Source organism: Ruegeria sp. BC3, from assembly GCF_056539265.1.
In genome coordinates this window covers 578599-603780 of sequence record NZ_JBQFUP010000002.1, presented here as the reverse complement: position 1 = coordinate 603780, position 25182 = coordinate 578599, and the positions used below count along the sequence as shown (strand labels likewise).

Below are 25182 nucleotides of genomic sequence, written 5' to 3'. Positions count from 1 at the left end.
TCTCAGCCTTTCTTTTTCAGACGCAGCCCGGTCTTTTTCAGAATGCGCGTGGAATAGAGGATATCTTTGGCCCGGCAGGCACCGCCCAGAATGGCGGCGATCTGCGCGCGCTTTTCTTCAACCTCGTTGCGGTCTGTGCCGTGGACCATGGCGAAAAGGTTGTAAGGCCAGTCGGGCAGCGCGCGTGGGCGTTCATAGCAATGGGTGACAAAGGGCAGCGCGCCGATATGTTCGCCTAGTTCAGCGACGCACCTGTCCTCAACATCCCAGACGGTCATGCCGTTCGATGTCATCCCCAGTTTGTAGTGGTTTGGAGCGGCGGCGATGCGGCGGATCACGCCACGCGATTTCATGTCGGCCAGACGGAACAGCAAGTCGTCTTCGTCCAAACCAAGATCTGCTGCGACCTGGGCATAAGGAGAGGGCACAATAGGCAGGCCGCCTTGCAGTGCCTCGATAATCTCTCTGTCTTTCGCGTCGATCATGCCGCCACCCGGAAACCTATGAAGAATTCCTGAAGTTTGGGGAAACAGAGAACCTCGATCCCCGTTTCCCGTTCGATCGCATCGGCGGTGGCCTCGATCCCCTCGGGCGTTTCGGTTGCCAGTACGAACCACATGTTCAGCCGGTGCGTACGTTGATAATTATGGGCAACTTCGGGGTGTGCATTGACTTTGGTCAGGACAGTTTCGAAATCCTCGGGCGGGATGGCCATGGCGCACAGGCAGAATGCGCCGCCCATCGCAGCGGCGTCGAAGAACGGGCCGAAACGGGTGATGATGCGCTTGTCCTTCATGCGGTTGAGACGGTTCAGCAGTTCATTTTCCGGGATGCCAAGTTCCTCGGCAATCACAGCGTAGGGGTGCGATACCAAAGGCAGATCCTCTTGCATCCGGTTCAGGATTTCGCGGTCTGTCTTGTCCAGCGTCATGCGGCGGCCTCCTTCGGTTGGATGAGCGCGCCGGTCTGTTTGAAGCAGCGGGTGGAAAACAATACCTTGTGCTGCGCGCCGAACAGTTCTGGCAGGGCGGCGGCACCGGCCAGAGTTTGTCGCGCTTCACTGCGTGAACGGGCGTGGATCATCGAGTAAAGGCGATAGGGCCAGACCCCTTCGACCGGGTTGCGTTCATAACACAGCGTAACGCCCGGATAAGCAGCCAGCGCCGGCCCCGCCGCGCCGACCTGTTCTGCTGGCATGTCCCAAACGACCATAGCGTTGGCCGACCACCCCAACGCTCTGTGCCGAACGATCACCCCAAGGCGTGAGATGATGCCGGCGGCGTGCAGGGCATCGATCCGGGTCATCAGATGCCCCGCATCGCGATCCAAGGAACGGGCTAGGGTGGCGTATGGATCAATGACCAGCGGCAGGCCCGAGCTAAGCGCCTGCAACAACGAACGGTCGCCTTCGCGCATGGCATCCCGATCCACCCGACGCGGGCCTGGGACGTTGCTGGTTTTGCCCGACATACGGAACCCCAGATCGACGTTGAACGGCCGCACCAGACGCAGGTCGAGCACGCGCAGGCCAGAGCGGTGTGAGATACGGGCCAGCGTATCGTTCACATGCGCGCGATCTGGGCCGGTGGCGACGAACCACAGATTCCAGCGGTCCTCGCGCTGATAATTGTGGTTCACGCCGGGTTCCGCGTCGATTAGGGCAGCGATTTCTTCTAATCGTTCATCAGGGGCGGCGACAGCGGCCAGCGTGCTTGCGGATACGGCGCCCGGCGCGATCGTAGCACCCACACGCGTGATCCGCCCGGCCGCGCGCATTCTGGTCAGGCGGTCCAATACTTCAGCCTCGTCCAGCCCGAGCGCATCTGCAAGAACCTGAAACGGACGCTCGGTCACGGGAAAGTCGCGCTGAAAATCGTCCAGCAGTCGGCGGTCGATCGGGTCGGTGATATGGTCCATCGCCTATAACCCCGTTCTGTGCGCGCGGGCGGTAAAGAAAATGCCCGAGGGGCTGTCCGCATCGATCTCGCGCAGCTTTTCAAAGGTCTGAGTGTCGTAGATCATGACTCTGTTGGCATCGCGCACGCTGATCCAAACCTCGTGGCCACGGGGTGTGAATTCCATATGCAGCACCGCTGGGCCCGGCTTGATTTCGCGGATGATCTCTTTGCTTACACTGTCGATCACCTGAATGGTGTCGTTCAGAGGGTGGGCGAAATTCACCCAAACCTGCCGCCCGTCGGGTCGCGCCATGGCAAAGACCGGCTGGCCGTGGGTTTTGGTGCGCCCGGTTTCGGTCAGGGTGTCGGCGTCGATCCACAGAACCTCGTGATGGCCGATCGCGGGCAGGACGAACTCGCGCCCGGTCAGGGCCCAGCCTTCCAGATGGGGCATTTTGTAGACGGGCATCTCTTCCTGTCCGCGCCCGTAATCGGGCAACACGCGGATGGGTTCAGGCGTCTCGGCCCACAGGTCCAGCGCGGTCAGGCCGTCCTCGCCGAACAGGCCGGTGATATAGGTGCGGCCATTGGCGGTGATCAGCGCGTCATATGGGTTTTTGCCCATGTCGGGGATTTTGGTGATCATGGGGTCGCCTTTGGCGAAATCGGCGATCCATGTCTCGCCCGTGTCCCACATGGTGAAAACAAACCGACGGCCCGGGGCATCGACCAGACCGATGGTTTTGCTGTCGGTGGGAATGTCGGCGACCATCGCAAGCGTTTCCGCGTCGAACACACGGACGCCGCCGGGCTCATAATTCGACACGGCGACCAGTTTTCCATCATCCGAAATTGCGCCGCCGATTGCGTTGCCAGCCTGCACGATGCGGTTCACGATCTGGCGGACAACGATATCGACCTTGGTCAGGCCGCCGTCACGCCCAAAAACATAGGCGAACCGTTCATCCGGCGAATAGACCAGCGAGGCATGGGACAGATCGCCCAGCCCTTCGATCCGGGCCAGAGCGGCGCGGTCTGATTGGTCAACAAGAAGGACTGAGCCTTTGGCGCGTTCGATCACCAGCCCAAGGTCTCCGGTCGCGGTAGGTTCCGCTTGCGCTGTTGTCATCAGCAGCGTGGCTGCGAGGCTGAGAATTACGTGTCTCATTGTTCCTCCTGTTCCAGCAGGTAGTGGGCGATCCATTCGGCCTCTTCTTCACTGATCAACGGCCGCCACGGGGGCATCGCGGTGTCGGGGATGCCATCCAGGATCACCCCGGTCAGAACTTCGGCGTCATAATGTCCAAGCGTTTCAGACCTCAGATCGGGGCCAAGACCACCTTTCAGCGACAGACCATGGCACGAGCCGCAATCGTGATGGACAAGGCGTTTCAAGGCGTTCGGGTCGAGCGTATCGGCAGCGAAAGCGGTGGTGGCCAAAAGCACGACAGAAGTGAGAACAGCGCGGGCAGTCCAACCCTTGCGTCCTCGCACAGTTGGCGTCTGCGAAGGTCTTCCGGAGCCAAGTCTAGCCATGTGCTTGCTCCAGCAATTCGGTCACGGGTCGTTCGGCATAAAGCGAGACGACCTTGCCGATGATGAAGAGCGTGGGTGCTGTCAGCCCGGCCTCGCGCACATCCGCTGCCAATCGATCCAGCCGCGATACCAATCGGCATTCATCAGGAGTGGTGGCTTTGCCGACGGCCAAGGCTGGGGTGGATCCGGGTAGGTTCTCGGTCATCAGCCCCATGGCGATCTGGCCGATATTGGCAACGCCCATGTAGATGACCAGCGTTGAATCCGGGTCGGCGAGCCGCTTCCAATCCAGGTCCAGCACCTTGTCAGCCTGCCGATGCCCGGTGACATATTGGACCGAAGTCGCCAGCCCGCGATGGGTCAGCGGAACACCGGTGGAACAGGACGCGCCCTGCGCGGCGGTGATCCCCGGCGCGTATTCGACCGGAATGCCGTGTGCCATCAGAAACGCGGCCTCTTCCGAACCACGACCAAAGATCATCGGATCGCCGCCTTTCAGGCGGGCTACAATGTGACCTGCGCGGGCTTCTTCGACGAGAATTTCATTGATGCGATCTTGCGGCACCGTATGGCACTTGGGCGCTTTTCCGACCGGGATCAGACGCGCGCCATCAGCGTGCAGATTGAGAATATCCGCCGAGACCAGACGGTCATAAACCAGCACATCCGCCTCTTGCAGCATCCGCAGCGCGCGCAGTGTCATCAATTCGGGGTCACCGGGGCCTGCGCCTATCAGAAAAACCTTACCGCTCATGTGCAAACTCGCTTGGTCTGAATGCCTTCGGATCCCGGACGTCCTGCGCGATCTGGTGACGTTGCTGGGTGAGCCGGGCGTGTCATGCGCCAAGACTGCCGCAACCAAAAAAGAACCTCCTTGACTAAAGTTAAGGAGCGCGGGATTTGGCCCCACGCTCCTTTGTTTTGCCTGTGTTTGTCTCTGCTCAGGGTTCGACGGTGATCATGCCGATCATGTTCTGCGTCTCCCAATGCGGGCCGCATAGGTATTGTTGCGGGCCGGGGGTAAGGAAGGTCAGATCAACGGTTTCCTCAGGGAACAACCGGTCACTTTCGGGTTCGCTGCCGTCTTTCAACAGGACCGAATGGCTGGTGCGTTTGTCCACGTTGACCCAGCGCACCGTTGTGCCCGGTTTCACGGTCAACTCGACCGGGCAAAAGGTGTATTTGTACATCAGAACCACCTCGGCATCCTCAACGGCGGATGAGGGCTGACCAAACAGCTCGACATAACGCTCTTCGGCCTCTGCGCACAGTTCGGCGGTCTCATCTGCCCATGTGGGCGCGGCCAGAAGCAGCAGAGCAGGAAGAAGGTGTTGGGGTTTCATTGTCCAAATCTCCTCTTCTATGCGAAAGGGGCCGGATCGCCCGGCCCCTCTCCATTATTGTTTGACAACGTTGATAAAGGCGCTGTCGTCGTCCAGCGCCAGGCTGGTATCCAACGTCACGTGGTGGAAACGTGCGGCGGCAAAGTCATCGTGGATGGCAAAGCCGACCGTATAGGTCTGGCCGGCCTCCAGCGGGACATCCCCCGGCGCGCCCGAGTTCAGCGGACGGGTGAAGACCACGGTCCATACGCCAGCGTCGAGGCTCGCCGAGGCGGCAATCTCACCATCATTGACCACACGCTGTTCCAGCAGGTAGCCATTTGTGGCGCTGCCGTCCGCGTAGACGCGCATCAGGTCCAGATAGGTGCCATCGGTCAGATATTGCTGAATCTGTTCGGCGGCTTGCAGCTTGTCCCAACCGCCCAACGGTTTGCCGCGACGACCTTTTATTTCGACCTCGGTCCGGCTTTCGCTAATGTATTTGGTCACCGTGTCCTGATTGGTCAGACGACCGGATACATCGCCATTTGCAGCAATCGCATCCGCGCCCGGATCAAAAGGCATAAAGCTGTTGTCGGCGTGGCACGAGGCCCAGCAACCCACCTGATCGCCCAACTCAATCCCGGTGCCGGTGATCATCATGGCGACCTTGATCTGGTTGTCGGGGTCCATCTTTCCACCGTCCACGAACGGCGCGGGGTTATGAGCGGCATCCGGCCATTGCAGGCGGATATAGAGGTTCGCATCGTCATGCGCCGCCTGAACGGTAGCGTCGATCACGCCACGTTTGCCGGGGATTGGGGTAGGCTCAAGTTCACCACCAGCAACGATCTTGTTGCCAATCGCATCCAACTCTGCCGCGTGGCATGTCGTGCACTGATCGCCCCCTTTGGTCAAAGGACGCGCACCGCCGTGGGATCTGCCGTTCTGGACCCATTCGAACGAGGCCTGACCGGGATAGAACAGCTTCATATCCGCACTTGGCACCGCAGCCCAATCGACATTCGTACCGACATCGGTGCCGCCACCAGCCGGTGCAGCCGCTTCTTCGCCCGAGGCTTTGGCCCGCTCTTCTGCAACCGCTGCATCAACGGCTGCCGCGATCTGAGCCTGCACAGCTTCCTGTTGGGCCACGCGCGCGGCTTTTTCGGCCTCGGCTTCGGCGGCTTCTTTGGCTTCGATCCGCTCCAGGCTTGCCAGGTATTCGGCCGGGATTTCGCGAATGAAAGCGGGGTTCGGGGCTTCTAAATGTTCCAGATAGTCTTCGTCTGCCCGGTCGCGGGCATCCGAGTGCGCAATCCCCTTGTGGCAGTCGATGCATGTCTGTCCCACGGTCATCGCGTTCAGGTGTTGCTGCCGCGCACGAGGTTTCTGGAATTCAGGCATCATCGATTCAAAATCGTGACAGTTGCGGCATTCGCGCGAGTCCGTGGCCTTCATCCTCTCCCATTCATTCATGGCCAAATGCACTCGTTTGGCTTCGAACTTTTCGCGCGTGTTGATGCTGCCGACCATCTTGCCATACAACTCTTTGGACGCCTTGATCTTGCGGATCATCTTGTGGGTCCAATCCTTGGGCACGTGGCAGTCTGAACAGACCGCGCCCACGCCCGAACGGTTCACGTCATGGATCGTGCCGGTGTATTCCTCATAGACGAAATCGCGCATCTCGTGGCATGAAATGCAGAATTCCTTGGTGTTTGTAGCTTCCATGGCGGTGTTGAACCCGCCCCAGAAGATGATGCCGGCGGCGAAGGCTGCGGCGATCCCGGCTAGGGGCATTCCCCACAGGAAATACCGGCGCCAGATCGGTGGTTTTTTTTCCGGTTCGGAGGTCATATCCGGGCTCCGTTATGGCTGTCTTGAATGGCCCGGCGTGTCAGACCGGTGCGATTGGCTGATGGGGAAAACAAGGAAAGGGCGGGCGAGGGGCCCGCCCTTTCCGATTTGGGCTGCGAACTCGTCAGGTGACGTGGTTCGAGCGGTTGTAGACGTTGAACTTGCCGGTCGGGGCAAACAGACCCTTCACGCGGCCGATCTCTTCCAGCGTCTTGGCGTCGAAGATCACGATCTCACCGTTCGGCTCTTTCGAGGTTGAGCGGTTCCATTTGGAAACCCAGACCTCGGAACCATCCTGATTGAACTCGAAGTGGACCGCGACGTTGCCTTCCTCTTCGGTGATCTGGATCGTTTTCACGATTTCACCGGTGGCCTTGTCGATGACCTGCACCGATTGCTGGATCTCAGGCTCGGGGTGCTTGGTCTGGTCAGCCCAGATGTAATCCGATTCAGGGTGGGTCCGGATGAATAGGCCGGGGCCGTCCGTTTCGACTTCATAGCAGGTCTGCCAAGCTTGGTCCGGGTGACCTTCGGGGTCGTTGCCCCAAACAGTCACGGTGCCTTCCCCCAAGTGGGTGGTACCGGCAACAGGACCGCAATTCGGGTCATCCCAGTTGGCGCCCGGGCCAGGGTGTGGCAACGGCGCGGTATCGATCAGCGCTTCAAGCTTGTGGGTCTCGGTATCGACCACGACCATTTTGTTCGACGCGTTTGCGGCGATCTGGAAGAAACGACCAGTTGGATCGAAGAACCCATCATGCAGGAACTTGGCGCTGTCGATCTTGTCGATCCGCAGGTTGTCCAGGTCGGTGTAATCTACCTGCCACAACTGTCCGAGTTCCTTGACCGCCACGATCCATGTGGGCTCGTTCGGGGTGGTGTAGATTGCGGCCACGCGGGCCTCTTCCACATAATCCCCGTCCACGTTGTAGCCGCGAGTTGAGACGACCTTTTTTGGCTCCATCGTGTGGGCATCAACGATTGCAAAATGCGGCGGCCAATAGGCCCCACCGATCACGTACTTACCGTCACCTGACACGGCCACGTCGCGGGCGTCGTAACCAATAGTCACCTCGGCCACGAGCATGTTTTCGGGGTTCTGCCACAGGTCGATCTTGGTCATCTTGCCGTCGCGGCCCATAGTGTACCAGAAGCGACCCGGGTTTTCAGGCTCTTCCAGTTTATGGTGCTCGGACGCTTTCAGAACGTGTACGGCGTAACCGGTCGGGATGTGCGCAAGCACCTCCTTCGTGTCACCGTCGATCACGGCCACCTTGCCCACGTCACGTTCGATGACCACGAAGAAGTTTTCCCAGTTCCGGCCATGCAGCGGCTCAGCCGGGTAATCTTCGGGTTCAACATAGACCTTGCGGGTCGCCATCATCTGTTCCAGCGACATTTCTGGCGGCTTGGGCGGCTCCATTTGAATGTAGGTCGCCATATCGCGGATTTCGTCCTCGGACATAACGTCCGAGAAGTTGTTCATCCCGCCTTCGGTGCCCCAGGCGATGATCTTTTCTAGCCGGTCCTGACCCAGTTTCAGCGTGCCGGACTCGGTCACGGTGCCATCGGCATTCTTTGTTTCCACCAAAGGCTCAAGGCTTTTGCCCGTCGCCCCTTTGCGCAACACGCCGTGGCAACCGGCGCAGCGTTCAAAGTATAGTTGTTTTGAGGATTCAAAGGCTTCTTTGCTCAGGGTTGGCTCTTCGGCGAAGACTGGCGCAGCGACGCTGCCCAGCAGCATCGCCAAACCGACCCCGAAGGCGCGGCCGGTTTTGTTGTAGCTGATTCCAAGTGACATGATCACTCTCCATTTGCTGGTGAGGCAGGTCCAAGGGTGAGACATTGCGCGTGGCTGCTCCTTGACGAAAGTCAACGCTGGGGATGCAAATCCTTTGGCGGATCGGAAAAAAGAGCCAAAAAACCTTAGGAAATTTCGGGTTTCGAAAACATGTTTTTGCGCTTTTGATTTTGGTTAAGTCACGCGTGCGGGCTGGATGCTAGGGCTGGGAAAACCGCCAAGGAGAGCAGCCATGCCCGCAATCATCACCCGCGTTTTTGGTGAGGGGTTTCGAGTTTTTTTCCTGTCTGCCGGCCTCTACGGCCTGTTTGTCGGGCTGGTATGGGGCTTGTGGCTGGCGGTGCCTTATCTGGCACCGGATTACGGCATGACCCCGCCTATGTGGCACGCGCATGAGATGATCTTTGGCTATGCCACCGCTGCGCTGGGTGGTTTCTTCCTGACCGCCGTTCCAAACTGGACCGGTGCGCCCGAGGCCCGTGCGACGTTCATTGCCATTGTTGCCGGGCTTTGGCTGGCTGGTCGGATGGCGATGTGGTTTTCAGGCACTCTTCCTCCGGCGATGGTCGCCGTGGTCGATCTGGCTTTTGTCCCGATTCTGGCTGCCAAGATACTGACGCAGCTGATCAAACGCCCAAAGCCGCAGAACATGGTTTTTCTGGCTTTACTGAGCTTCCTTTGGATTGGCAATCTGATGACCCATCTGGAATGGATGGGGGCCAGCAATGACACGTTGCAACCCGGGCTGAGGGCGGGGCTTCTGACCCTTTGCGCAATGATCGCCATATTGGGCGGCCGCATTACTCCTGCCTTCACCCGCAACGCAATGAAACGCGCCGAAGTGCCTGACGCCCGCTGGCCGGTCTCGGTCCCGGCTTTCGACAGGTTGGGCATGGGTCTGGCCTTGCTGTTGCCGCTGGGTGCGTTGGGATTGGGCATCGGGCCGGTTGCCGGTGGTTTGGCGCTGACCTTGGGTTTTGTGCAATTCCTGCGCATGGCGCGCTGGCGTACGGTCTGGGCTGCCCGGCAACCGATTCTGCTGGCGCTGCATCTCGGTCTGGCCATGCTGGCGCTTGGTTTGATTCTTTGGGGAGTGGCCGTGCTTGGCATTGGGAACGAAGTGGCCGCCCTTCACATTCTTGGTATCGGCTGTGTTGGCGGAATGACGCTCGCCGTCATGAGCCGCGCTGCTCTTGGACATAGCGGTCGCGCGCTTGTTGCGCCTGCGCCGATGGTAGTGGCCTATGGGTTGATGGCTGCGGCTGCGTTGTCTCGCTGGATCGGGGCTGAACTGAACGCCGGATACCTGGTTGCCATGCTGCTGTCGGACGGCCTATGGGTCGTAGCCTTCGCGCTGTACCTGATTTCCATGTGGCCCGCGTTAACCGGCCCGAAGGCTGTGAAATCGGGCTGATCTGACTTCATTTCCATAGTCTTGACTTTCGTTAAGGAGTCACTGCGCCCCAGCCGCCATGCTGAGCACACTAGCTAATCTGCGCAAAGGAGAGCGCAATGCGAGAAGTCATGACCAAGAGCATGGCGCGCAACATATTCTATGGCGGGTCACTGTTCTTTATCCTCATCTTTCTGGCCCTGTCGGCCCATTCGCACCTGTATATCGTGAACTCCGAGAATTCGGCGAAGCTCGATGAAAGTGTGATCCGTGGCAAACATGTCTGGGAAAAGCACGCGTGTATCAACTGTCACACGATCATGGGCGAGGGTGCCTACTATGCGCCTGAAGTTGCAAATGTGATGACCCGTTGGGGAGTGCTGGACGACCCGGAATCAGCCTTTGAAGCCCTCAAAGGCTGGATGGAGGCGCAGCCGACCGGCGTTCCCGGTCGTCGGCAGATGCCCAACTTCAACCTCAGCGACGAAGATATCCGTGACCTGACCAACTTTCTGATCTGGACGGACAATATCGACGCCCAGGGTTGGCCGCCCAACGAGGCTGGCTGAGAAAGGGAACGGAGCAATGAAATACGAAACCCAAAAAATCGCCTATGCTTACTTTGCGGTAGCTATGGCCCTGTTCGCGATACAGGTGATCGGCGGCCTGCTGGCCGGTCTGATCTATGTCTTCCCGAACTTCCTGAGTGAGCTTCTGCCGTTCAACATCGTGCGGATGCTGCACACCAACTCACTGATCGTCTGGCTACTGTTGGGCTTCTTCGGCGCGGCCTATTTCCTAATCCCCGAGGAATCCGAGCGGGAGATCCATTCACCCACGCTGGCCTATCTGCAGCTGATCATTCTTGTGGTCGGGACGCTGGGCGTGGTGGTCACTTATGTCTTCAACCTGTTCGAAGGCAACTGGCTGTTGGGTAAAGAAGGCCGAGAGTTCCTTGAGCAACCCAAATGGGTCAAGGCGGGCATCGTCGTTGCCGCGCTGATGTTCCTCTACAACGTGTCGATGACCGTGTTGAAGGGTAAGAAGACTGCCATCACCAACATCCTTCTGTTGGGTCTGTGGGGTCTGGCGCTGCTGTTCCTGTTTGCCTTCTACAACCCGGGCAACCTATCGCTCGACAAGCAATACTGGTGGTATGTCGTCCACCTGTGGGTCGAAGGCGTGTGGGAACTGATCATGGCCTCGATCCTGGCCTACCTTATGCTCAAGCTGACCGGTGTTGACCGTGAGGTGGTCGAAAAATGGCTCTATGTCATTGTCGCGGCTGCGTTGTTCTCGGGCATCCTTGGGACAGGCCACCACTACTACTGGATTGGCACGCCTGCGTATTGGCAGTGGATCGGATCGATATTTTCCAGCCTCGAAGTCATCCCGTTCTTTGCAATGATGGCCTTTGCCTTCGTCATGGTCTGGAAGGGCCGCCGGGACCACCCCAACAAGGCCGCGCTGCTGTGGTCGCTGGGCTGTGCCACGCTCGCCTTCTTCGGAGCCGGTGTCTGGGGCTTCCTGCACACGCTGCACGGGGTGAACTACTATACCCATGGTACGCAGATCACTGCGGCCCACGGTCACCTCGCCTTTTATGGCGCCTATGTCTGCCTCAACCTGGCAATCTTCACCTATGCCATGCCGATCCTGAAAAACCGTGATCCATACAACCAAGTGCTGAACATGGGCTCGTTCTGGCTGATGACCAGCGGCATGGTCTTCATGACCTTTGTCCTGACCTTCGGTGGAACCGTTCAGACGCACATGCAACGTGTGGTCGGCGATTACTTCATGGACGTACAGGACCAGATTGCGATCTTCTACTGGATGCGGCTTGGATCTGGTGTGGTCGTGGTCCTTGGCGCGCTGCTGTTCATCTACTCGATCTGGGTTCCCCGGAAAGAGGTCATTGAACCCGGCGCCGCCGAAACCCCTGCGGAGTGATGGAAATGGATGGCTCCATGCAACTGAACGAGGGGGCGGCAAACGCCCCCTTCTACCTCGCTCAGGGCGATGAATGCGACGTATTCACCGCCGCCAGTGAAAACAACCTGCCTGTCCTGCTGAAGGGACCAACAGGTTGCGGCAAGACCCGCTTTGTGGCCCATATGGCTGCCCGTCTTGGCCGTCCGCTTTACACCGTGGCCTGCCACGATGATCTGGCCGCCGCCGATCTGATCGGGCGCTACCTTCTGAAAGGCGGCGAGACCGTCTGGGTGGATGGCCCCCTGACCCGCGCGGTGCGCGAAGGCGCGATCTGTTACCTTGATGAGGTGGTCGAGGCCCGCAAGGACGTGACCGTCGTGCTGCACCCGCTGACAGACGACCGGCGCATTCTGCCGATCGACCGCACCGGCGAAGAGCTTGAGGCCACCCCTGGCTTCATGCTGGTGGCCTCGTATAACCCAGGATACCAGAATATCCTGAAAACCCTGAAACCTTCGACACGGCAACGCTTTATCTCGCTGGAATTCGATTTCCCGTCGCCTCAGATGGAGGCCGAAGTCGTCGCGCAGGAAAGCGGGCTTGTGCTGGAACGCTGCAAGCCGCTGGTGCGCCTTGCAGGCAAACTGCGGGGTCTCAAGGGTCAGGACCTTGAGGAAGGCGTGTCCACCCGTCTGGTCGTCTATGCCGCGACGCTGATCGCACAGGGCATGTCCACCGACCGCGCCATCCTCGCCGCGATGATCGAACCTCTGACCGATGACGAGGATATCAAACGCGGGCTCCTCGATCTTGTCACGGCTGTCTTTGGGTGAGGCCGGCCGATGGTCAAGATCGACTTTGAGCCATGGGAACCCGAAGAAACGATCGGGAAACTGTGGCACACCCTTGCCAGCCGTCTCGATGCACCCCAGGTGCATGTTGGAGCCGCGGTCGACCTTTCAGAGGTCGCGGGGCGGCTGGCCGTCCTCTTTAGAGGACTTGGGGGTAGTCCGGGCGTCGAATTGCGCCCGGTCTCACCCGAGATTTCACGCCACCGGCTGGGCTGGCGCCGCCGTTTGGGAACCGAGGCCGAGCTGATGCCGCGCGCCTCCTTTGATGGTGAGGTTCTACGCCTGCCAGACCGGCTGGCGGTTTTCCCCGCGCGGGAAGCCAATGGCGCGCTTTACGTCTGGCTGGCCGCTGTGGTCGCCCATGCCGGGACCCGCATTGACGAAAAAGACCCCCTGCGTGCTGACCTGCGCGCGTTGATCGCAGCCCGACAGATGGTCGAGGCTACGCTGGGCAACGCGCCCGGGATGCGCCCGCTTTACACCGAGCTGTGCAAGGGCGTTCTGCATCACCGTGAAACTCCAGACCTGCCTCCTGTTGAAGCAGCGGTTGAGGAACTGGTCCGCCACATGCTGGGTGATCCAAAACCGTTATCCGCAAAAGCCGAACGAATGATGTCGCTGGACAGTGATCTGATCGCCCCGCGTGGCTATCAGCATTTTCGTCCCGTTCCCCTGTGGCCCGAACTGCGCCCCGTCGGCTTTTCCGAACATAACGAGGTGGAAAACCCAGATACCGACGGGCCTCCAGAAGAGTCCGGTGAGAAGACGCACCGCGCACGTCGTCGCAAGTCGGATCAGGCTAGCCGCAGCGATAGTTTCATCCTGCACAAGTTCGAAGCCATTCTCAGCTGGGCCGAGTTCCTGAACATCAATCGTCGGATTGACGACGACGATCCCGACAACGCCAAAAAGGCTGTCGACGATCAGGAAGAGATCGGGTTGGGCCAAATCTCCAAGGCACCGCCAACCAAGTTGAAACTGCATTTGGATTTGGCACCCGAGGATGTGAATCGTGAGCGCCTTTCAGGCCGTATACTCTATCCCGAATGGGACGTGCGTACCGGTCAATACCTGCCTGATCACGTCAACGTTCTTCTGTCGGACGCCGATATCCGAGAGGATGCCGCCGAGTTTGGCAAAGACCCCGCCACCGCCCGCCGCATCCGTGCCGTCAAACGCCAGTTTGAAGCGCTGCGCCCCGGACGCGTCATGACGCGCGGCCATCTGGACGGCGATCAGCTGGATATCGAAGCTGCCGTGCGCGCAGAAACAGACCGCCTCGCCAGCGGCGAAGGCAATGAGCGCATCTGGATGCAATCCCGTCCCGAAGCCCGCGATCTGGCTGTCTCGATCCTGCTGGATGTCAGCCGCTCGACCGAGAGCGCCGTGACGGGCCGCGCCGTGATTGACATCGAACGCGAAGCGCTGGCCGCGCTCGCCTGGGGTCTGAACGCATGCGGGGACGATTTCGCCATCCATGCCTTCAGTTCGCTGAAACGCCAACGGGTCTATGTGCAACGCTGCAAACGGTTTGATGAACCGATGGGTGCAACGGTTGAACAACGCATCGCATCCCTCCGCCCCGGCCATTACACAAGGCTTGGCGCGGCGATCCGCCACTGCTCGGCCGATCTGGCGGAGCAATCCCGCAAGCGCCGCCTGCTGCTGGTCATCACCGATGGAAAACCCAACGATCTGGACCACTACGAAGGCCGCCACGGGATCGAAGACACGCGACAAGCCGTGTGCGAGGCCCGCCGCGCCGGACAATCGGTCTTTGGCGTGACCATCGACAAAACCGGCAAAAGCTGGTTCCCCCGCATGTTCGGACAGGGTGGTTTCGCTGTCATACCCGACCCGCACCGCCTGACTATGGCTCTGCCGCAGATCTACCGCCAATTGGTCGGCGCATGAACGACAGCTCTCTCATTGACGAGCTGCCGGGCGAGTTGCTGATGTGGGTTCTGATCATCTCTGAACTGCTGGTCTTTGGCGCAGGCCTTATCGCATTCATGGGCGTGCGGCTGACCGACCCCACAGGTTTTGCCGAGGCGCAATCGCATCTTTATCGCACCGGGGCCGCCTTCAATACTGCTGTTCTGGTCACTTCGGGCTATCTGGCCGCGCAAGCCTTGCACTGGCGACGAACCAATTTCCGCCTGAAAGCTCGGCTGGCCTTACTTTGTGCTGCGGTGCTGGGGATTGTGTTTTTGATCATCAAAGGCGTGGAATACATGGGTAAGGCCGCGCAGGGGATCACCTATGAAACCCATCCGTTCTTCCTGTTCTACTATCTACTTACGGGCTTTCATGCCGCGCATGTGCTGGCCGGAGTTGCGGTCTTGCTGTTGATCACGTGGCGTGACGATCCAAACAACATCGAGGCGGGCGCTCAGTTCTGGCATATGGTCGATCTGGTTTGGATCATGCTGTTCCCTGTGATCTACCTGTTGGGATAATCGCGATGCGCAGTGTTTCTTCTCGGGTCAAATACGGCCGCCGGAGGCGTCCTGACCCTCTCACCAGCGCTTGGCTTGGGTTGCTGGCGCTCAGCCTGACGTCGGCGCTGTTAACACTCTTGCATTCCCCTAAGTTGGTGGCTGCCGGTGTGTTAGCCCTCGCCCTGATCAAAGCGCGGGTGATTCTCGCGCAATACCTTGACCTGGCGCGCAGACCAAGCTGGCTGCGCGGGTTCACAATGGTGCTCACCATCTTCTCGGTGTTGATTTTCGGGCTCTACCTGATCTAAAAAAAGCCGCCCCCAAACAGGGACGGCAGTCTGCAAAGCAAAGGGAGGCTTTGGTTACTGTGCCGCCATTGGCATCCGCGCAATCTGACAGCGCTGCCAAAGGACAGACAACGCGCCGACCAGATGGTCGATATCCGCATCCGTATGGACGGGCGAGGGGGTGATCCGCAGACGTTCGGTCCCTTTCGGCACGGTCGGGTAGTTGATCGGTTGGATGTAAATCCCGAACTCCTCAAGCAGCGTGTCCGAGATGAACTTGCACTTCACCGGATCGCCGACCATCACCGGGATGATGTGGCTGGGATTGGGCAGATGTGGAATACCTTCGGCATCCAGCCGTTCGCGGACTTGCTCCACGCGGGACTTTTGCAGGTCGCGCTCGGCATTCGACTGTTTGAGATGCCGGATCGAGGCCGCAGCCCCGGCGGCAATAGACGGGGGCAGGGCGGTGGTAAAGATAAATCCGCTGGCAAAGCTACGCACGAAATCACACAACACGGCGGACGCTGCGATGTATCCGCCGACCACTCCAAACGCTTTGCCCAGCGTGCCTTCAATCACGGTCAGGCGATCCATTAGACCTTCCCGCTCGGCAATGCCGCCGCCGCGGGGGCCGTAAAGTCCAACCGCGTGCACCTCATCCAAATAGGTCATCGCGCCATACTTGTCGGCCAAGTCGCAAATCTCTTTGATTGGCGCGATGTCGCCATCCATGGAATAGACCGATTCAAAGGCAATTATCTTGGGTGCATCCGGGTCTGCGGCGGCCAGTTTTGCCTCGAGGTCATCCAGATCATTATGCTTCCAGATCACCTTTTGCGCCCGCGAATGGCGGATGCCTTCGATCATCGAAGCATGGTTCAATGCGTCCGAGAACACAATCAGGCCGGGAATTTTCGCCGCCAGTGTTCCCAACGCCGCCCAATTCGAGACATAGCCCGAGGTAAACAAAAGCGCGGCTTCTTTTCCATGCAGATCGGCCAGTTCGGCCTCAAGCATCACATGGTCATGGGTGGTGCCGGAAATGTTCCGCGTCCCGCCCGCGCCTGCGCCACAACGGTCCAGCGCATCATGCATCGCCGAAATCACCGCCGGGTGCTGACCCATGCCAAGATAGTCGTTCGAGCACCAGATACGCACATCCCTTTGCACCGCACCATCGGTTTGTCGCGCATTCGGGAAGGATCCACAGCGGCGTTGCAGATCTATGAACACCCGATAGTTTCCTTCACCCCGAAGGCCATCAAGGCTCTGAGAAAAAAATCGCTCGTAGTCCATCTTGCGGGCTCCCCGGATTACTGGCTTCGAACCGAGGATAGGTCAGGCAAACGAGCCGCAACATGACTATTGTCAAGTAAACACGGCATCAAAAGCTTGGTGCAGTCTCGACCGGTTTGACATAGCTTAAAGACAGGTAAGGACGGGCCGTGGTTTCTCGGCTGCGGAAAAGATACGGGGGGAGTTTTCGTGCCTCATGAAGCCCAAAAGGCGATCGCGCGTCAGTCGCTTCTGCTGCGCAGCTTGCCAGATCAGCATGTCGAAACACTGCTGAGTCACGCGATCTGGCGACAGTATGATCGCGGCGAGACAATATTTTTGCAGGAAGAGACTGCAAAAGCCGTTCACGTCGTGCTGGCCGGCTGGGTCAAGCTTTTTCGCATGACGCCAACCGGTGCAGAGGCGGTCGTGAGTGTTTTCAAACGCGGTGACAGCTTCGGCGAGGCTGTCGCCCTGCGGAACGTACCGTATCCCGTTTCAGCCGAGGCCGTGTCAGCCTGTGAGGTGATGCATATCCCCAGCCCGATCCTGATTTCGTTGATGAAAGAGGATCCCGAAATCGGAATCTCGATTCTGGCGTCGACCTTCACCCATCTGCATTCTTTGGTAGCGCAGCTCGAACAGCTTAAGGCGCAGACAGGCGCACAGCGGGTTGCAGAATTTCTGTTGAATCTTTGCGACGAAGTAGATGGTCGCTGTGATGTATCGCTGCCCTATGACAAGATGCTGATCGCTGGTCGTTTGGGTATGAAACCCGAAAGCCTTAGTCGGGCGTTTTCCAGGCTCAAGACGGTTGGTGTCAAGATCGATCGGAGCCACGCTGAGATTTCGGATATCAACGCGCTGCGCAGATATGTGGAGGATGAGCCTCACGGCGGGAAGTTGTGAAGATTCCGTTGCGAAGTATTGGTTGGATGGCAAGAACGGGCTGTAGCAGCAGGATTAAGAGGCAAGTTCCGCGAATTGGCGAAATGAACAGAGTCCGGGCGTGATTTGACCTTTGCCACTGACGAGATTCGTTCGGCGGAACGTGCGCTCGAGCAGTCTGATTGGTGGGCTGTAGAAACCCCGGCGCCCGTCTGCTTTGTGACAACTGAAGCAGTTCATGACCATATCCGCATCAGTGCCGGAGGACTCCGGTGCGAGCGGCTCTACCTGGCAGATGGTACGCCGGTCCGTCTCGTCAGCGGGTTTGATATCAGAAACCGTCCTCGCGCATAATTTAGGCGTGGTCATCTACGGGGTGATGCGCGTATCGGTTGGGCATGTCTGTTGCAACACCCCGCGCTCTCTTTTTGATCTTACTGCTTTGGCTGGCTGGGCTTGCCGCTGCAGCGCAGTTCGCCAAAATCGCTGTTCCGTTTGAACTGTTTCGTCAGCAATATGCGGGGGTGGGGCCGCATATTGGCTGGGTGTTGACCTTTATCAGTGCCATTGGCGCTATCGCCGGAATGTCCGCAGGTGTTGTCGTAAACCGATTTGGCTGCAAACCGGTTCTGGTTCTGGCACTGCTTCTGGGCGGAAGTCTTTCGGTCTGGCAGGCCGAGATGCCAGTGTTTTCGACGATGTTGTTCAGCAGGCTGTTGGAGGGTGTGTCCCATCTGGCGATTGTAGTTGCTGCGCCCACCTTGATCGCCGAAATCAGCCCTGATCGGTTTCGAAACTTTGCCCTTGCACTCTGGAGTACATTCTTTGGCGTCGCCTTTGCCTTGGTGTCCTGGCTCGGAACTCCGTTTGTCGCGGCGCACGGGCTTGATGCATTGTTCGTTCTTCACGGGGGCGCCATGGTTGCACTGGGTCTTTGCCTCGCCATGGTTTTGCCGAGCGCCCCACGCCTGTCTGAATCTGAGGCTACTGGCCTGAAATCTTTTGCTCACAAACACATAGCTGCCTACCGGTCCCCCCGGATTGCCGCGCCGGGTTTGGGTTGGCTTTGTTATACGCTGACCTTTGTGTCACTGCTGGCGTTGTTGCCTGCTCTGTTGCCTCAGGATGTTCGGGCGATGGTCGCGGGGCTAATGCCTTTGGTCAGTATTCTGGTTTCCCTTGTTTTCGTTCCGTTTTTGCTGACCCGCTTGACTGGGGTGAGCGTTGTTATTGTCGGCTTTGCCCTGGCAATCGCAGTGATTGCAGGCGTGTTTCTGGGCGGACCAGTGCCCGTCCTAAGCGTGGCGCTTTTCGCAGTTCTGGGGTTGGTCCAAGGAGCAAGCTTTGTTTCCATCCCGGAATTGAACACCACTCTGGCCGACCGCGCGATGGCGAACGGAGCGATGGCCCAAATGGGAAACATCGGGAATCTATTGGGCACTCCGATCCTGTTGTTCATACTTGCGCGTGCAGACCTGCAAGGCGTTCTGCTGAGTGTTGCTGTCTTCTATTTGGCCGGGGTACTTCTGCATATTTGGATGCGGGCGCGTAGAATGGTAGAAACCGGCTTCTCTGACGCTGGTTGATCTGCCTGTCTCTCGCCGGAGTTCTTGTCACATTGAACACACTGCATTACCAGGCGAATTCTAGTCTTGTTTCACTTCAGGTTATCCTGCTTTAACTGGGTTCGAAACGAATGGACTGCGCTTGTCTTGCTCGTGGTCATCGCAATGACAACAATCATATTTTTGGATTTTCTGACTCGGTCTCAGCGGGATCAACGACGATTGAACGCAGCCTTGGACCGTTCGATGCCTCGTAAGAGGACACATCGGTCGGGTTTCGGAACGGATCGTTTCGCCGGCTTTAGTGGTACGTTGGGACATGCGAGATGACACCTTGTATCCGATAGAGGGTTTCAACCTTAAGGTCGTGACTTCACTTAACTTCACTCTCGAAGGGATAACGGGTGACTATTCCGAGGCTTTTGTGAATTTCACCAAGTACTTTAACCCGGTCCCCAAGGGGGTCATCGCAGCGCGCGCCTCGACCTGAGCCGCCAGTGCGGACACTCCGTTTTTTGACCAGTGTTGCTTGGGGGTACTGATGCCTTTCGCGGGTTCCCGGTCACCCAGTTTCTGGATTTGCGCTCGGCTTCGCTGCAGATTGAGTACCGCCATCAGATATGGCGTCGTTTTGGTGCCACGGTTTTTGATGGTGTTGGCCAAACTGGGGACAGTTTTTTCAACTTGTCCACCGGTGGCGCTCATTCAGCCTATGGTGTTGGCGATATCGCGTGTCTAAGAAATTCCCGATTGATTTTTCCGTAGCCTGGGCCCGGAACGACAAAGGGGATTATCAGCTCTACACTTACGTAGGTCAACGGTTTTGAAAACTCGGCCAAATCCAGCTTTGGTCCGGGTCCGGGGATGGGCGATTCCGATCCGTGACAGCTAACTTAACATCCTCGAAGAAAATAGTTTTTACGTCGCAGCCTGCGCAGTACAGCGGTGGGCAATTGTGGCAAATTGAGTTTTCTCGACTTGTTCGCTTGACCACGTTGGCCTAGACAAATCCCTGTGCTCATAAGAACCTGTGGGCGATTGAAAACAGGGAGACGATTGGATGAAACTGATTGCTGGTATGGCTCTGGCCTTGACGTTGTCGACAACCTCGGTGCTTGCCGCCGGTGACGGAACCTGTGCTGCGGGTAAGACACTGACTGACGGCACATTGACAATCGCCACGGGGAACCCGGCCTATTACCCATGGGTCATGAACGACGCCCCCGAAGGCGGCGAAGGGTTCGAAGCCGCGGTCGCATACGCGATCGCTGATAAAATGGGTTTCAGCCAGGACAACGTCACATGGGTGCGCACGAGCTTTGATGAGGCGATTCAGCCCGGCGCGAAGAACTTTGACTTCAACATGCAGCAGTACTCGATCACACCCGAACGAGAGGAAATGGTCGATTTCAGCCTGCCGTATTACACATCTGCCATGGCGGTTCTGACCACGCAGAATGTGGTCGACGGCGGTGCAGAGGCGACGCTGGACAGTCTTAAGGGTCTGAAATGGGGCGGCGTGGCCACGACCACGGCGATCCCGATGCTGAAAGACATCATCCAGCCAACGGATGAGCCGCTTCTGTACAATGACAACGCCGACGTGAACGCGGCCATCATGGCCGGTCAGATCGATGCGGCGATCTACGATCTGCCGACCGCGCTCTATCTGTCGGCGGTTGTTGTGGAAGGCGGCACGCTGCTGGGCCAGTTCCCACCTGAGCAATCGGAAAGCCCGGATCAGTTCGGCCTGTTGATGGAGCAGGGCAATCCGCTGAAGGAATGCGTGGACGCTGCCATCACAGAGCTGACCGAAAGCGGTGAGCTGGCCGCCATTGAAGCGCAGTGGCTGTCTGAGGCAACCGGCGTTCCGGTTATCAAGTAAATGGACAAATCGCCGGTGCAAGACAGGCCCGTTGAACACGTGGCCTCGGTGCCCACGCGCCGAGAGCTGTACGAGGCCGGAGTCCGGCGACGCTCGAACCGCATCGCACTGATCTCGACGGTCAGTGTGGTGTTGGCGCTGATTGTTCTCGTCCCGCTTGCCCCCGGGTGGGACGCTGTTCAGCGCGCCTTTTTCAACGGCAAGGTCTTTGTCGCGACTTTCCCCGGGTTGCTTGAGGCGTTTTTTCTGAACGTGATGATCTTTGCCTGGTCGGCCCCCTTGATCGCAATCACAGGGCTGGCCATCGCACTGTGCCGCGACACGCGCGCGCCGGCGCTGTTTCCCCTGCGATTGTTTGGAATAGCCTACACGGACGTTTTCCGTGGCCTTCCTGTGGTTTTGGTTATCTACATCATTGGCTTTGGTATCCCCGGTTTGGGACTTCCACGACCGTGGAACAGCCCATACATTTGGGGCACTTTGGCGCTGGTTCTGGTGTATTCGGCTTATGTGGCCGAGGTGATCCGCTCAGGTATCGACTCGATTCACAAATCGCAACGATCGGCAGCCGCTTCGTTGGGGCTAAGCGATCGTGACACCATGCGTTATGTGGTTCTGCCGCAGGCCATTCGGAACGTCGTTCCGGCCAATATGAACCTGTTTATCGCGCTGCAGAAGGACGTGGCCCTGTTGTCCTTTATTGGCCCGGTCGAGGTATTCCGTCAGGCAGGTGTCTACAAATCCCTCTATGCAAATTTCACGCCATATGTAGGCGCGGCGTTGATTTTTCTGATCCTGACAATTCCGGCAACCCGATACGCGGATTACCTCATGAACAAGCAGAACAAGGCGCGCACATGACGGCAAAGCTTTCGTTGCGCGGCGTGCGCAAGCGGTTCGACGATCACGAGGTTTGCAAGGGTATTGACCTTGATGTGGCCGAGGGTGAGATGGTGTGCCTGATCGGCGCGTCCGGATCGGGCAAGTCCACGCTTTTGCGCTGCATGAACCTGCTTGAGCCGATTGATGACGGGACAATCTGGCTGGATGGCAAGGACATCTCTGAACCCGGTCTGGACCCTCAGCCGGTGCGCCAGCAGATTGGCATTGTGTTCCAAAGCTACAATCTGTTTCCCCATATGACGGCGGTCGAGAATGTCATGCTTGCCCCTCGCCGAGTGCGCGGTCTGAGCAGGGACGATCTGAGGCCGCGGGTCACTGAATTATTCACGCGCTTTGGGCTTGGTGAACGAATGGAACACTACCCGGATCAGTTGTCAGGCGGCCAGCAGCAGCGGGTGGCAATCATCCGCGCTCTGGCGATGGAACCTCAGATTATGCTGTTCGATGAAATCACCAGTGCGTTAGACCCGGAACTGGTGGGCGAGGTGCTGGATGTGCTTCGTGATCTGCGTCAACAGGGCATGACCATGGTTCTGGCGACGCACGAGATGGGCTTTGCACGGGAACTGGCGGACAAGGTCTGTTTCCTGGATGCTGGCCGTATTCTGGAACAAGGCCCGCCCGAGGTTCTTTTTGCCGAACCCCGCGAGGCGCGCACCAAAGCTTTCCTGTCCCGCGTACTCTGACGGCTCATTCAAGCACGGGCTTAACACTATCAGGGGACACATCTCCGGATCGCTAACAAAGGCGCTGGCGACGGGTTTTGTGCTGGGCGAGTGCATTTTGGGATTGGGTAGCGTGTTGCGGACAAAGGCTGTGTTCCTGTCGGAGTCTCCAGCTGTTTGATGACTGGCAAAACGAATTGCGGGTGCCATGCCGATCAAGCATGGCACCCGTTGTTGAATTCGGTGCGGAATTTATTCCGCAGCGATGGCTTGCGCGTTGTCGGTCCGATCATTGGAACGGACCCACTTCAGATCTCCGTTGTAACGCCAGGCTAGCTTACCTTCGTCGTCCATTGCGATCAGGTGGAGCCAGCCATTGTCGAACAGCTCGCGAACTCCAGGATGCCGGGACAGGATGTCGGACATGGCGTCGCGTGGGGCTTCGATAATCACGGACAAGCGCAGCGGATCGTGTTGGAAAGCGTTGCCGTCATGGACAGACTGCCAAGGTAGACCCGCGCGCGGCGCGCCATTGTTGCCTTCCAGCACACCGATGCCCCCGACCACGTTGTGCAAAAGCTTGTTGCCGCCGCCGAACAGGTTTGGTGCAACGGTCGAGCCGTAGTACTGCAGGCTGATCCAGCTGGCGACCACGACCGGAGCGGTCATGATCAACTCGAGAACGCCGAACTCAGTATCGCGCCGCCAATCGTAGTTGTGCAGGAAAGCCTGCCCGGACAGGTCTGATCCATCTGTACGACCGCGCGGAGCGGCAACAAAGGCGCGGCAGCCGGCCAGACCCCATTCGGGGCGGGTCTCGGCCCAGTCGCGCGCCCGGCGCAGGACGTTTGTCGCATCCGTCGCGCGCGGCAAACGCTGCATCCGTTCCGCGCGCGCAAGGCTGCCCGCCGCGTCTAGGTGTTTGCGCAGCTGAGCAACGCCCGGGGTCGACATGCCCATCGGCAAGTCCTGGTCGTACAGCGTGACCTCATCCGTGGTCGTATGGTGCAGTGCAGGCAGGAAAACCGTATCCGACGGGATGTCGATGCCTGCGTCTCGCAGACCGTCATGAACTTCACGATCATTCAACAGCCCGGCCAGAAGGCGCGCGTTCACGTCGCCTGCATAGCCGCCGCAAGCCCCGCATTGCAGCGCGCTTTCGTGCGGGTTGTTGGTGACGTGTGCCCCGTGGCCGGTCAGCATTACGATCTTGGCAAAGTTGTCGGTCAACGACATCGCCGACAACACCGATTTTGCCATGTCCACGCGTGCTTCAAAGTCAATTGCAGGGTCCAGCTTTGGGGCGGGATCGGCTTTGCAGTTGTGGCTCAGACCCAGAGAGTCCTTGACCAGCTTGCCTGCATAGAGTGGCCCGGTCGCCTCGACAAAGGCAAAGGACGAAACCGCGGCCAGTTTGAACCGACCCCAGGCGCGCTTGGCCCGCGCTGTGTATCGACGATCCAGATCGGCCTTTACGGGTTCATTGGCTTGCGAGGTCACGCCTGCCTGCAGCAGCACAGGACCCCGTATTTCGGTCACGTCAGAACCAGCAGCCTTGTGCGCGCTGGCCAGACCGAAGAAACCGGCAAAGCCAATGGTTTCGATGTTTGCATCCTGTGCTTCCAACGCCCGGCGAAACACTTCGGACCGGACGTCTATGCAAAATGCTGCCTGAACGTCCGAGCGCCCATTCACTGTCCGGGGTTTGCCCTGACCCAGTTTGTCGGCCAGTACCCGCTGTTGCGACCGTTCACCTGCATCCTGAAGGATCGCATCAATCACAAAGTCCTTGGACGGGGTCACGGGTGTGCGGTGTGCCTCGACAACCTCGGCCCACCGCGCGGCGATCTGGTCTTCGTACAGGTTGAACAATGCCTCATCGAAGACCATTCGCACCGCCAAAAGCTCGGTAACGGTGCTGTCTTCTGTGCCGTTCAACTCGGCCTGCCAAAGGTGAAAACGACCGTATTGCGCCCACCCGCCCAACGTCATCAGCCAGCGGTGAAAGGCGGTAGAGGCCGCATCGGTGTCAACGGTCAGCCGTTCCGAGGCGCGACCGATGGCGCGCCAGTGCGAGCGGTTGGTCTCGGCGACAAAGGCGCAGAACCCTTTCAGACCTTGAATTTCGGGTGTCAGATCGCGCGAGGCAAAATCACGCCAGGATTGGAACGCGCCACCTGCATTGGCTTGTTGCCACAACGCCTGACCCTGATCGAAATGACCAGCGGCCCAAACGCCGATCCGGTCGTCAATCAGACCGGGCCAGTCTATCCCGGAAACGTCTGCGGCAAGTTCTGCAACTGTCGGCAGGGCTTGAGGCTCTGACGTGTCGGTGTTCAGCGCATCCTTTATGTCTTGCAAAGTCGGCTGGGCGAAGGGTTCGTTCGACGCTGATACGGCATCGATCAGGTCCGCTTCGGTGATTTCGCCCGCGTTGATCCTAGCGGCCCAATGCGCCCGTGTCGGCGTGATCCGTTCACCGCCAACGCGCGCCAGGCGGGCTGCGGTCACAGCAAGAGGCTCGCTGGTCTGACCCAGAAACGGGTTCACTGCGACGCTTGCGGACAGCGGGAACAGCGGCGGAACAGCCTTGGCGGCCAGGTTGGCTTCGGTGACAAGTTCCAGCAGCGGGGCGGGGTAGGTTTCAAGTTTTGCAAACATCTTTGAGTTCCTC

The 25182-nt window shown here is 58.7% G+C and carries 24 protein-coding genes; 13 read left to right on the top strand and 11 right to left on the bottom strand.

Translation table 11 applies throughout. The annotated features are described in order from the left end of the window. Positions 1–2 precede the first annotated feature (2 nt). From ahbB (ACR0MV_RS08035) to ACR0MV_RS07995, 9 genes are all read right to left on the bottom strand, one after another. Positions 3–485 carry a siroheme decarboxylase subunit beta gene (ahbB, locus tag ACR0MV_RS08035; RefSeq protein WP_480701698.1) on the bottom strand — a complete coding sequence of 161 codons (483 nt, stop codon included), beginning with the start codon at positions 483–485 and terminating at the stop codon, positions 3–5. After that, complete coding sequence (locus ACR0MV_RS08030) at positions 482–931, bottom strand: Lrp/AsnC family transcriptional regulator (protein WP_480701697.1); 450 nt, start codon at positions 929–931, stop codon at positions 482–484. Before ACR0MV_RS08030 ends, ahbB (ACR0MV_RS08035) begins: the two co-directional genes overlap by 4 nt. Continuing rightward, positions 928–1917, bottom strand: a complete 990-nt coding sequence (gene ahbB / locus ACR0MV_RS08025) for a siroheme decarboxylase subunit beta (protein ID WP_480701695.1) — start codon at positions 1915–1917, stop codon at positions 928–930. The genes ACR0MV_RS08030 and ahbB (ACR0MV_RS08025) overlap by 4 nt, the downstream gene beginning before the upstream one ends. Before the next feature lie 3 nt (positions 1918–1920). Further along, positions 1921–3066: a cytochrome D1 domain-containing protein gene (locus ACR0MV_RS08020; RefSeq protein ID WP_480701694.1), complete on the bottom strand. Its 1146-nt coding sequence runs from the start codon at positions 3064–3066 to the stop codon at positions 1921–1923. Beyond that, a complete protein-coding gene (locus ACR0MV_RS08015; protein WP_480701693.1) occupies positions 3063–3434 on the bottom strand; it encodes a c-type cytochrome in 372 nt (123 codons plus the stop codon). Before ACR0MV_RS08015 ends, ACR0MV_RS08020 begins: the two co-directional genes overlap by 4 nt. Further along, positions 3427–4188 carry a uroporphyrinogen-III C-methyltransferase gene (cobA, locus tag ACR0MV_RS08010; protein ID WP_480701692.1) on the bottom strand — a complete coding sequence of 254 codons (762 nt, stop codon included), beginning with the start codon at positions 4186–4188 and terminating at the stop codon, positions 3427–3429. The genes ACR0MV_RS08015 and cobA overlap by 8 nt, the downstream gene beginning before the upstream one ends. Before the next feature lie 187 nt (positions 4189–4375). Then, the gene (locus ACR0MV_RS08005; RefSeq protein WP_480701691.1) at positions 4376–4777 is read right to left on the bottom strand and encodes a cupredoxin domain-containing protein; all 402 of its coding nucleotides are present in this window, start codon (positions 4775–4777) and stop codon (positions 4376–4378) included. Positions 4778–4831: 54 nt separating this feature from the next. After that, positions 4832–6616 (bottom strand): NapC/NirT family cytochrome c, encoded by a 1785-nt coding sequence (locus ACR0MV_RS08000; RefSeq protein WP_480701690.1) that lies wholly within the window; start codon positions 6614–6616, stop codon positions 4832–4834. Between the two features lie 124 nt (positions 6617–6740). After that, positions 6741–8417, bottom strand: a complete 1677-nt coding sequence (locus tag ACR0MV_RS07995; protein WP_475206124.1) for a cytochrome D1 domain-containing protein — start codon at positions 8415–8417, stop codon at positions 6741–6743. Positions 8418–8649: 232 nt separating this feature from the next. Between ACR0MV_RS07995 and ACR0MV_RS07990 the strand changes: the two genes are divergently transcribed. The 7 genes from ACR0MV_RS07990 to ACR0MV_RS07960 all read left to right on the top strand — a co-directional run bounded on the left by ACR0MV_RS07990 (position 8650) and on the right by ACR0MV_RS07960 (position 15345). Next, positions 8650–9831 carry an NnrS family protein gene (locus ACR0MV_RS07990; protein ID WP_480701689.1) on the top strand — a complete coding sequence of 394 codons (1182 nt, stop codon included), beginning with the start codon at positions 8650–8652 and terminating at the stop codon, positions 9829–9831. Positions 9832–9929: 98 nt separating this feature from the next. Then, positions 9930–10379 (top strand): c-type cytochrome, encoded by a 450-nt coding sequence (locus ACR0MV_RS07985; RefSeq protein ID WP_170423902.1) that lies wholly within the window; start codon positions 9930–9932, stop codon positions 10377–10379. A 16-nt stretch (positions 10380–10395) separates the two neighbouring features. Further along, positions 10396–11763, top strand: a complete 1368-nt coding sequence (locus tag ACR0MV_RS07980) for a cbb3-type cytochrome c oxidase subunit I (protein WP_170423900.1) — start codon at positions 10396–10398, stop codon at positions 11761–11763. A gap of 5 nt (positions 11764–11768) precedes the next feature. Further along, positions 11769–12578 carry an AAA family ATPase gene (locus ACR0MV_RS07975; RefSeq protein ID WP_480701688.1) on the top strand — a complete coding sequence of 270 codons (810 nt, stop codon included), beginning with the start codon at positions 11769–11771 and terminating at the stop codon, positions 12576–12578. A gap of 9 nt (positions 12579–12587) precedes the next feature. Further along, positions 12588–14510 carry a nitric oxide reductase activation protein NorD gene (locus ACR0MV_RS07970; RefSeq protein WP_480701687.1) on the top strand — a complete coding sequence of 641 codons (1923 nt, stop codon included), beginning with the start codon at positions 12588–12590 and terminating at the stop codon, positions 14508–14510. Continuing rightward, entirely contained in the window at positions 14507–15055 is a 549-nt protein-coding gene (locus ACR0MV_RS07965; protein WP_480701686.1) for a cytochrome c oxidase subunit 3, read from the top strand. Before ACR0MV_RS07970 ends, ACR0MV_RS07965 begins: the two co-directional genes overlap by 4 nt. Positions 15056–15060: 5 nt before the next feature. Then, complete coding sequence (locus ACR0MV_RS07960) at positions 15061–15345, top strand: cytochrome C oxidase subunit IV family protein (protein ID WP_480701685.1); 285 nt, start codon at positions 15061–15063, stop codon at positions 15343–15345. Between the two features lie 54 nt (positions 15346–15399). Here ACR0MV_RS07960 and hemA read toward each other — a convergent pair whose 3' ends face one another. Then, a complete protein-coding gene (gene hemA, locus ACR0MV_RS07955; protein ID WP_480701684.1) occupies positions 15400–16623 on the bottom strand; it encodes a 5-aminolevulinate synthase in 1224 nt (407 codons plus the stop codon). Positions 16624–16812: 189 nt separating this feature from the next. Between hemA and ACR0MV_RS07950 the strand changes: the two genes are divergently transcribed. The 6 genes from ACR0MV_RS07950 to ACR0MV_RS07925 all read left to right on the top strand — a co-directional run bounded on the left by ACR0MV_RS07950 (position 16813) and on the right by ACR0MV_RS07925 (position 22529). Continuing rightward, positions 16813–17511: a Crp/Fnr family transcriptional regulator gene (locus ACR0MV_RS07950; RefSeq protein WP_170423888.1), complete on the top strand. Its 699-nt coding sequence runs from the start codon at positions 16813–16815 to the stop codon at positions 17509–17511. 377 nt (positions 17512–17888) lie between these two features. Then, positions 17889–19076, top strand: a complete 1188-nt coding sequence (locus ACR0MV_RS07945) for an MFS transporter (protein ID WP_480701683.1) — start codon at positions 17889–17891, stop codon at positions 19074–19076. Positions 19077–19374: 298 nt separating this feature from the next. Then, complete coding sequence (locus ACR0MV_RS07940; protein WP_170423884.1) at positions 19375–19545, top strand: hypothetical protein; 171 nt, start codon at positions 19375–19377, stop codon at positions 19543–19545. 570 nt (positions 19546–20115) lie between these two features. Then, entirely contained in the window at positions 20116–20940 is an 825-nt protein-coding gene (locus ACR0MV_RS07935; protein ID WP_480701682.1) for an ABC transporter substrate-binding protein, read from the top strand. Further along, a complete protein-coding gene (locus tag ACR0MV_RS07930; RefSeq protein WP_170423881.1) occupies positions 20941–21801 on the top strand; it encodes an amino acid ABC transporter permease in 861 nt (286 codons plus the stop codon). After that, positions 21798–22529: an amino acid ABC transporter ATP-binding protein gene (locus ACR0MV_RS07925; RefSeq protein ID WP_209225143.1), complete on the top strand. Its 732-nt coding sequence runs from the start codon at positions 21798–21800 to the stop codon at positions 22527–22529. The genes ACR0MV_RS07930 and ACR0MV_RS07925 overlap by 4 nt, the downstream gene beginning before the upstream one ends. Positions 22530–22760: 231 nt before the next feature. On the opposite strand, the gene ACR0MV_RS07920 is transcribed toward ACR0MV_RS07925, so the two are convergent. Continuing rightward, positions 22761–25169 (bottom strand): YbcC family protein, encoded by a 2409-nt coding sequence (locus ACR0MV_RS07920; RefSeq protein WP_480701681.1) that lies wholly within the window; start codon positions 25167–25169, stop codon positions 22761–22763. Positions 25170–25182: the final 13 nt, after the last annotated feature.

What these genes read in the sequence shown, in the direction of transcription:
- ACR0MV_RS07985 (WP_170423902.1), top strand. Translation starts at nt 9,930, where the DNA reads ATGCGAGAAGTCATGACCAAGAGCATGGCGCGCAACATATTCTATGGC.
- ACR0MV_RS07975 (WP_480701688.1), top strand. Translation starts at nt 11,769, where the DNA reads ATGGATGGCTCCATGCAACTGAACGAGGGGGCGGCAAACGCCCCCTTC.
- ACR0MV_RS07980 (WP_170423900.1), top strand. Translation starts at nt 10,396, where the DNA reads ATGAAATACGAAACCCAAAAAATCGCCTATGCTTACTTTGCGGTAGCT.
- ACR0MV_RS07990 (WP_480701689.1), top strand. Translation starts at nt 8,650, where the DNA reads ATGCCCGCAATCATCACCCGCGTTTTTGGTGAGGGGTTTCGAGTTTTT.
- ACR0MV_RS08005 (WP_480701691.1), bottom strand. Translation starts at nt 4,777, where the DNA reads ATGAAACCCCAACACCTTCTTCCTGCTCTGCTGCTTCTGGCCGCGCCC.
- ACR0MV_RS07995 (WP_475206124.1), bottom strand. Translation starts at nt 8,417, where the DNA reads ATGTCACTTGGAATCAGCTACAACAAAACCGGCCGCGCCTTCGGGGTC.
- ACR0MV_RS08020 (WP_480701694.1), bottom strand. Translation starts at nt 3,066, where the DNA reads ATGAGACACGTAATTCTCAGCCTCGCAGCCACGCTGCTGATGACAACA.
- ACR0MV_RS08030 (WP_480701697.1), bottom strand. Translation starts at nt 931, where the DNA reads ATGACGCTGGACAAGACAGACCGCGAAATCCTGAACCGGATGCAAGAG.
- ACR0MV_RS07945 (WP_480701683.1), top strand. Translation starts at nt 17,889, where the DNA reads ATGTCTGTTGCAACACCCCGCGCTCTCTTTTTGATCTTACTGCTTTGG.
- ahbB (WP_480701695.1), bottom strand. Translation starts at nt 1,917, where the DNA reads ATGGACCATATCACCGACCCGATCGACCGCCGACTGCTGGACGATTTT.
- ACR0MV_RS07925 (WP_209225143.1), top strand. Translation starts at nt 21,798, where the DNA reads ATGACGGCAAAGCTTTCGTTGCGCGGCGTGCGCAAGCGGTTCGACGAT.
- hemA (WP_480701684.1), bottom strand. Translation starts at nt 16,623, where the DNA reads ATGGACTACGAGCGATTTTTTTCTCAGAGCCTTGATGGCCTTCGGGGT.
- ACR0MV_RS07960 (WP_480701685.1), top strand. Translation starts at nt 15,061, where the DNA reads ATGCGCAGTGTTTCTTCTCGGGTCAAATACGGCCGCCGGAGGCGTCCT.
- ACR0MV_RS07965 (WP_480701686.1), top strand. Translation starts at nt 14,507, where the DNA reads ATGAACGACAGCTCTCTCATTGACGAGCTGCCGGGCGAGTTGCTGATG.
- ACR0MV_RS07970 (WP_480701687.1), top strand. Translation starts at nt 12,588, where the DNA reads ATGGTCAAGATCGACTTTGAGCCATGGGAACCCGAAGAAACGATCGGG.
- cobA (WP_480701692.1), bottom strand. Translation starts at nt 4,188, where the DNA reads ATGAGCGGTAAGGTTTTTCTGATAGGCGCAGGCCCCGGTGACCCCGAA.
- ACR0MV_RS08015 (WP_480701693.1), bottom strand. Translation starts at nt 3,434, where the DNA reads ATGGCTAGACTTGGCTCCGGAAGACCTTCGCAGACGCCAACTGTGCGA.
- ahbB (WP_480701698.1), bottom strand. Translation starts at nt 485, where the DNA reads ATGATCGACGCGAAAGACAGAGAGATTATCGAGGCACTGCAAGGCGGC.
- ACR0MV_RS08000 (WP_480701690.1), bottom strand. Translation starts at nt 6,616, where the DNA reads ATGACCTCCGAACCGGAAAAAAAACCACCGATCTGGCGCCGGTATTTC.
- ACR0MV_RS07930 (WP_170423881.1), top strand. Translation starts at nt 20,941, where the DNA reads ATGGACAAATCGCCGGTGCAAGACAGGCCCGTTGAACACGTGGCCTCG.
- ACR0MV_RS07920 (WP_480701681.1), bottom strand. Translation starts at nt 25,169, where the DNA reads ATGTTTGCAAAACTTGAAACCTACCCCGCCCCGCTGCTGGAACTTGTC.
- ACR0MV_RS07940 (WP_170423884.1), top strand. Translation starts at nt 19,375, where the DNA reads ATGCGAGATGACACCTTGTATCCGATAGAGGGTTTCAACCTTAAGGTC.
- ACR0MV_RS07935 (WP_480701682.1), top strand. Translation starts at nt 20,116, where the DNA reads ATGAAACTGATTGCTGGTATGGCTCTGGCCTTGACGTTGTCGACAACC.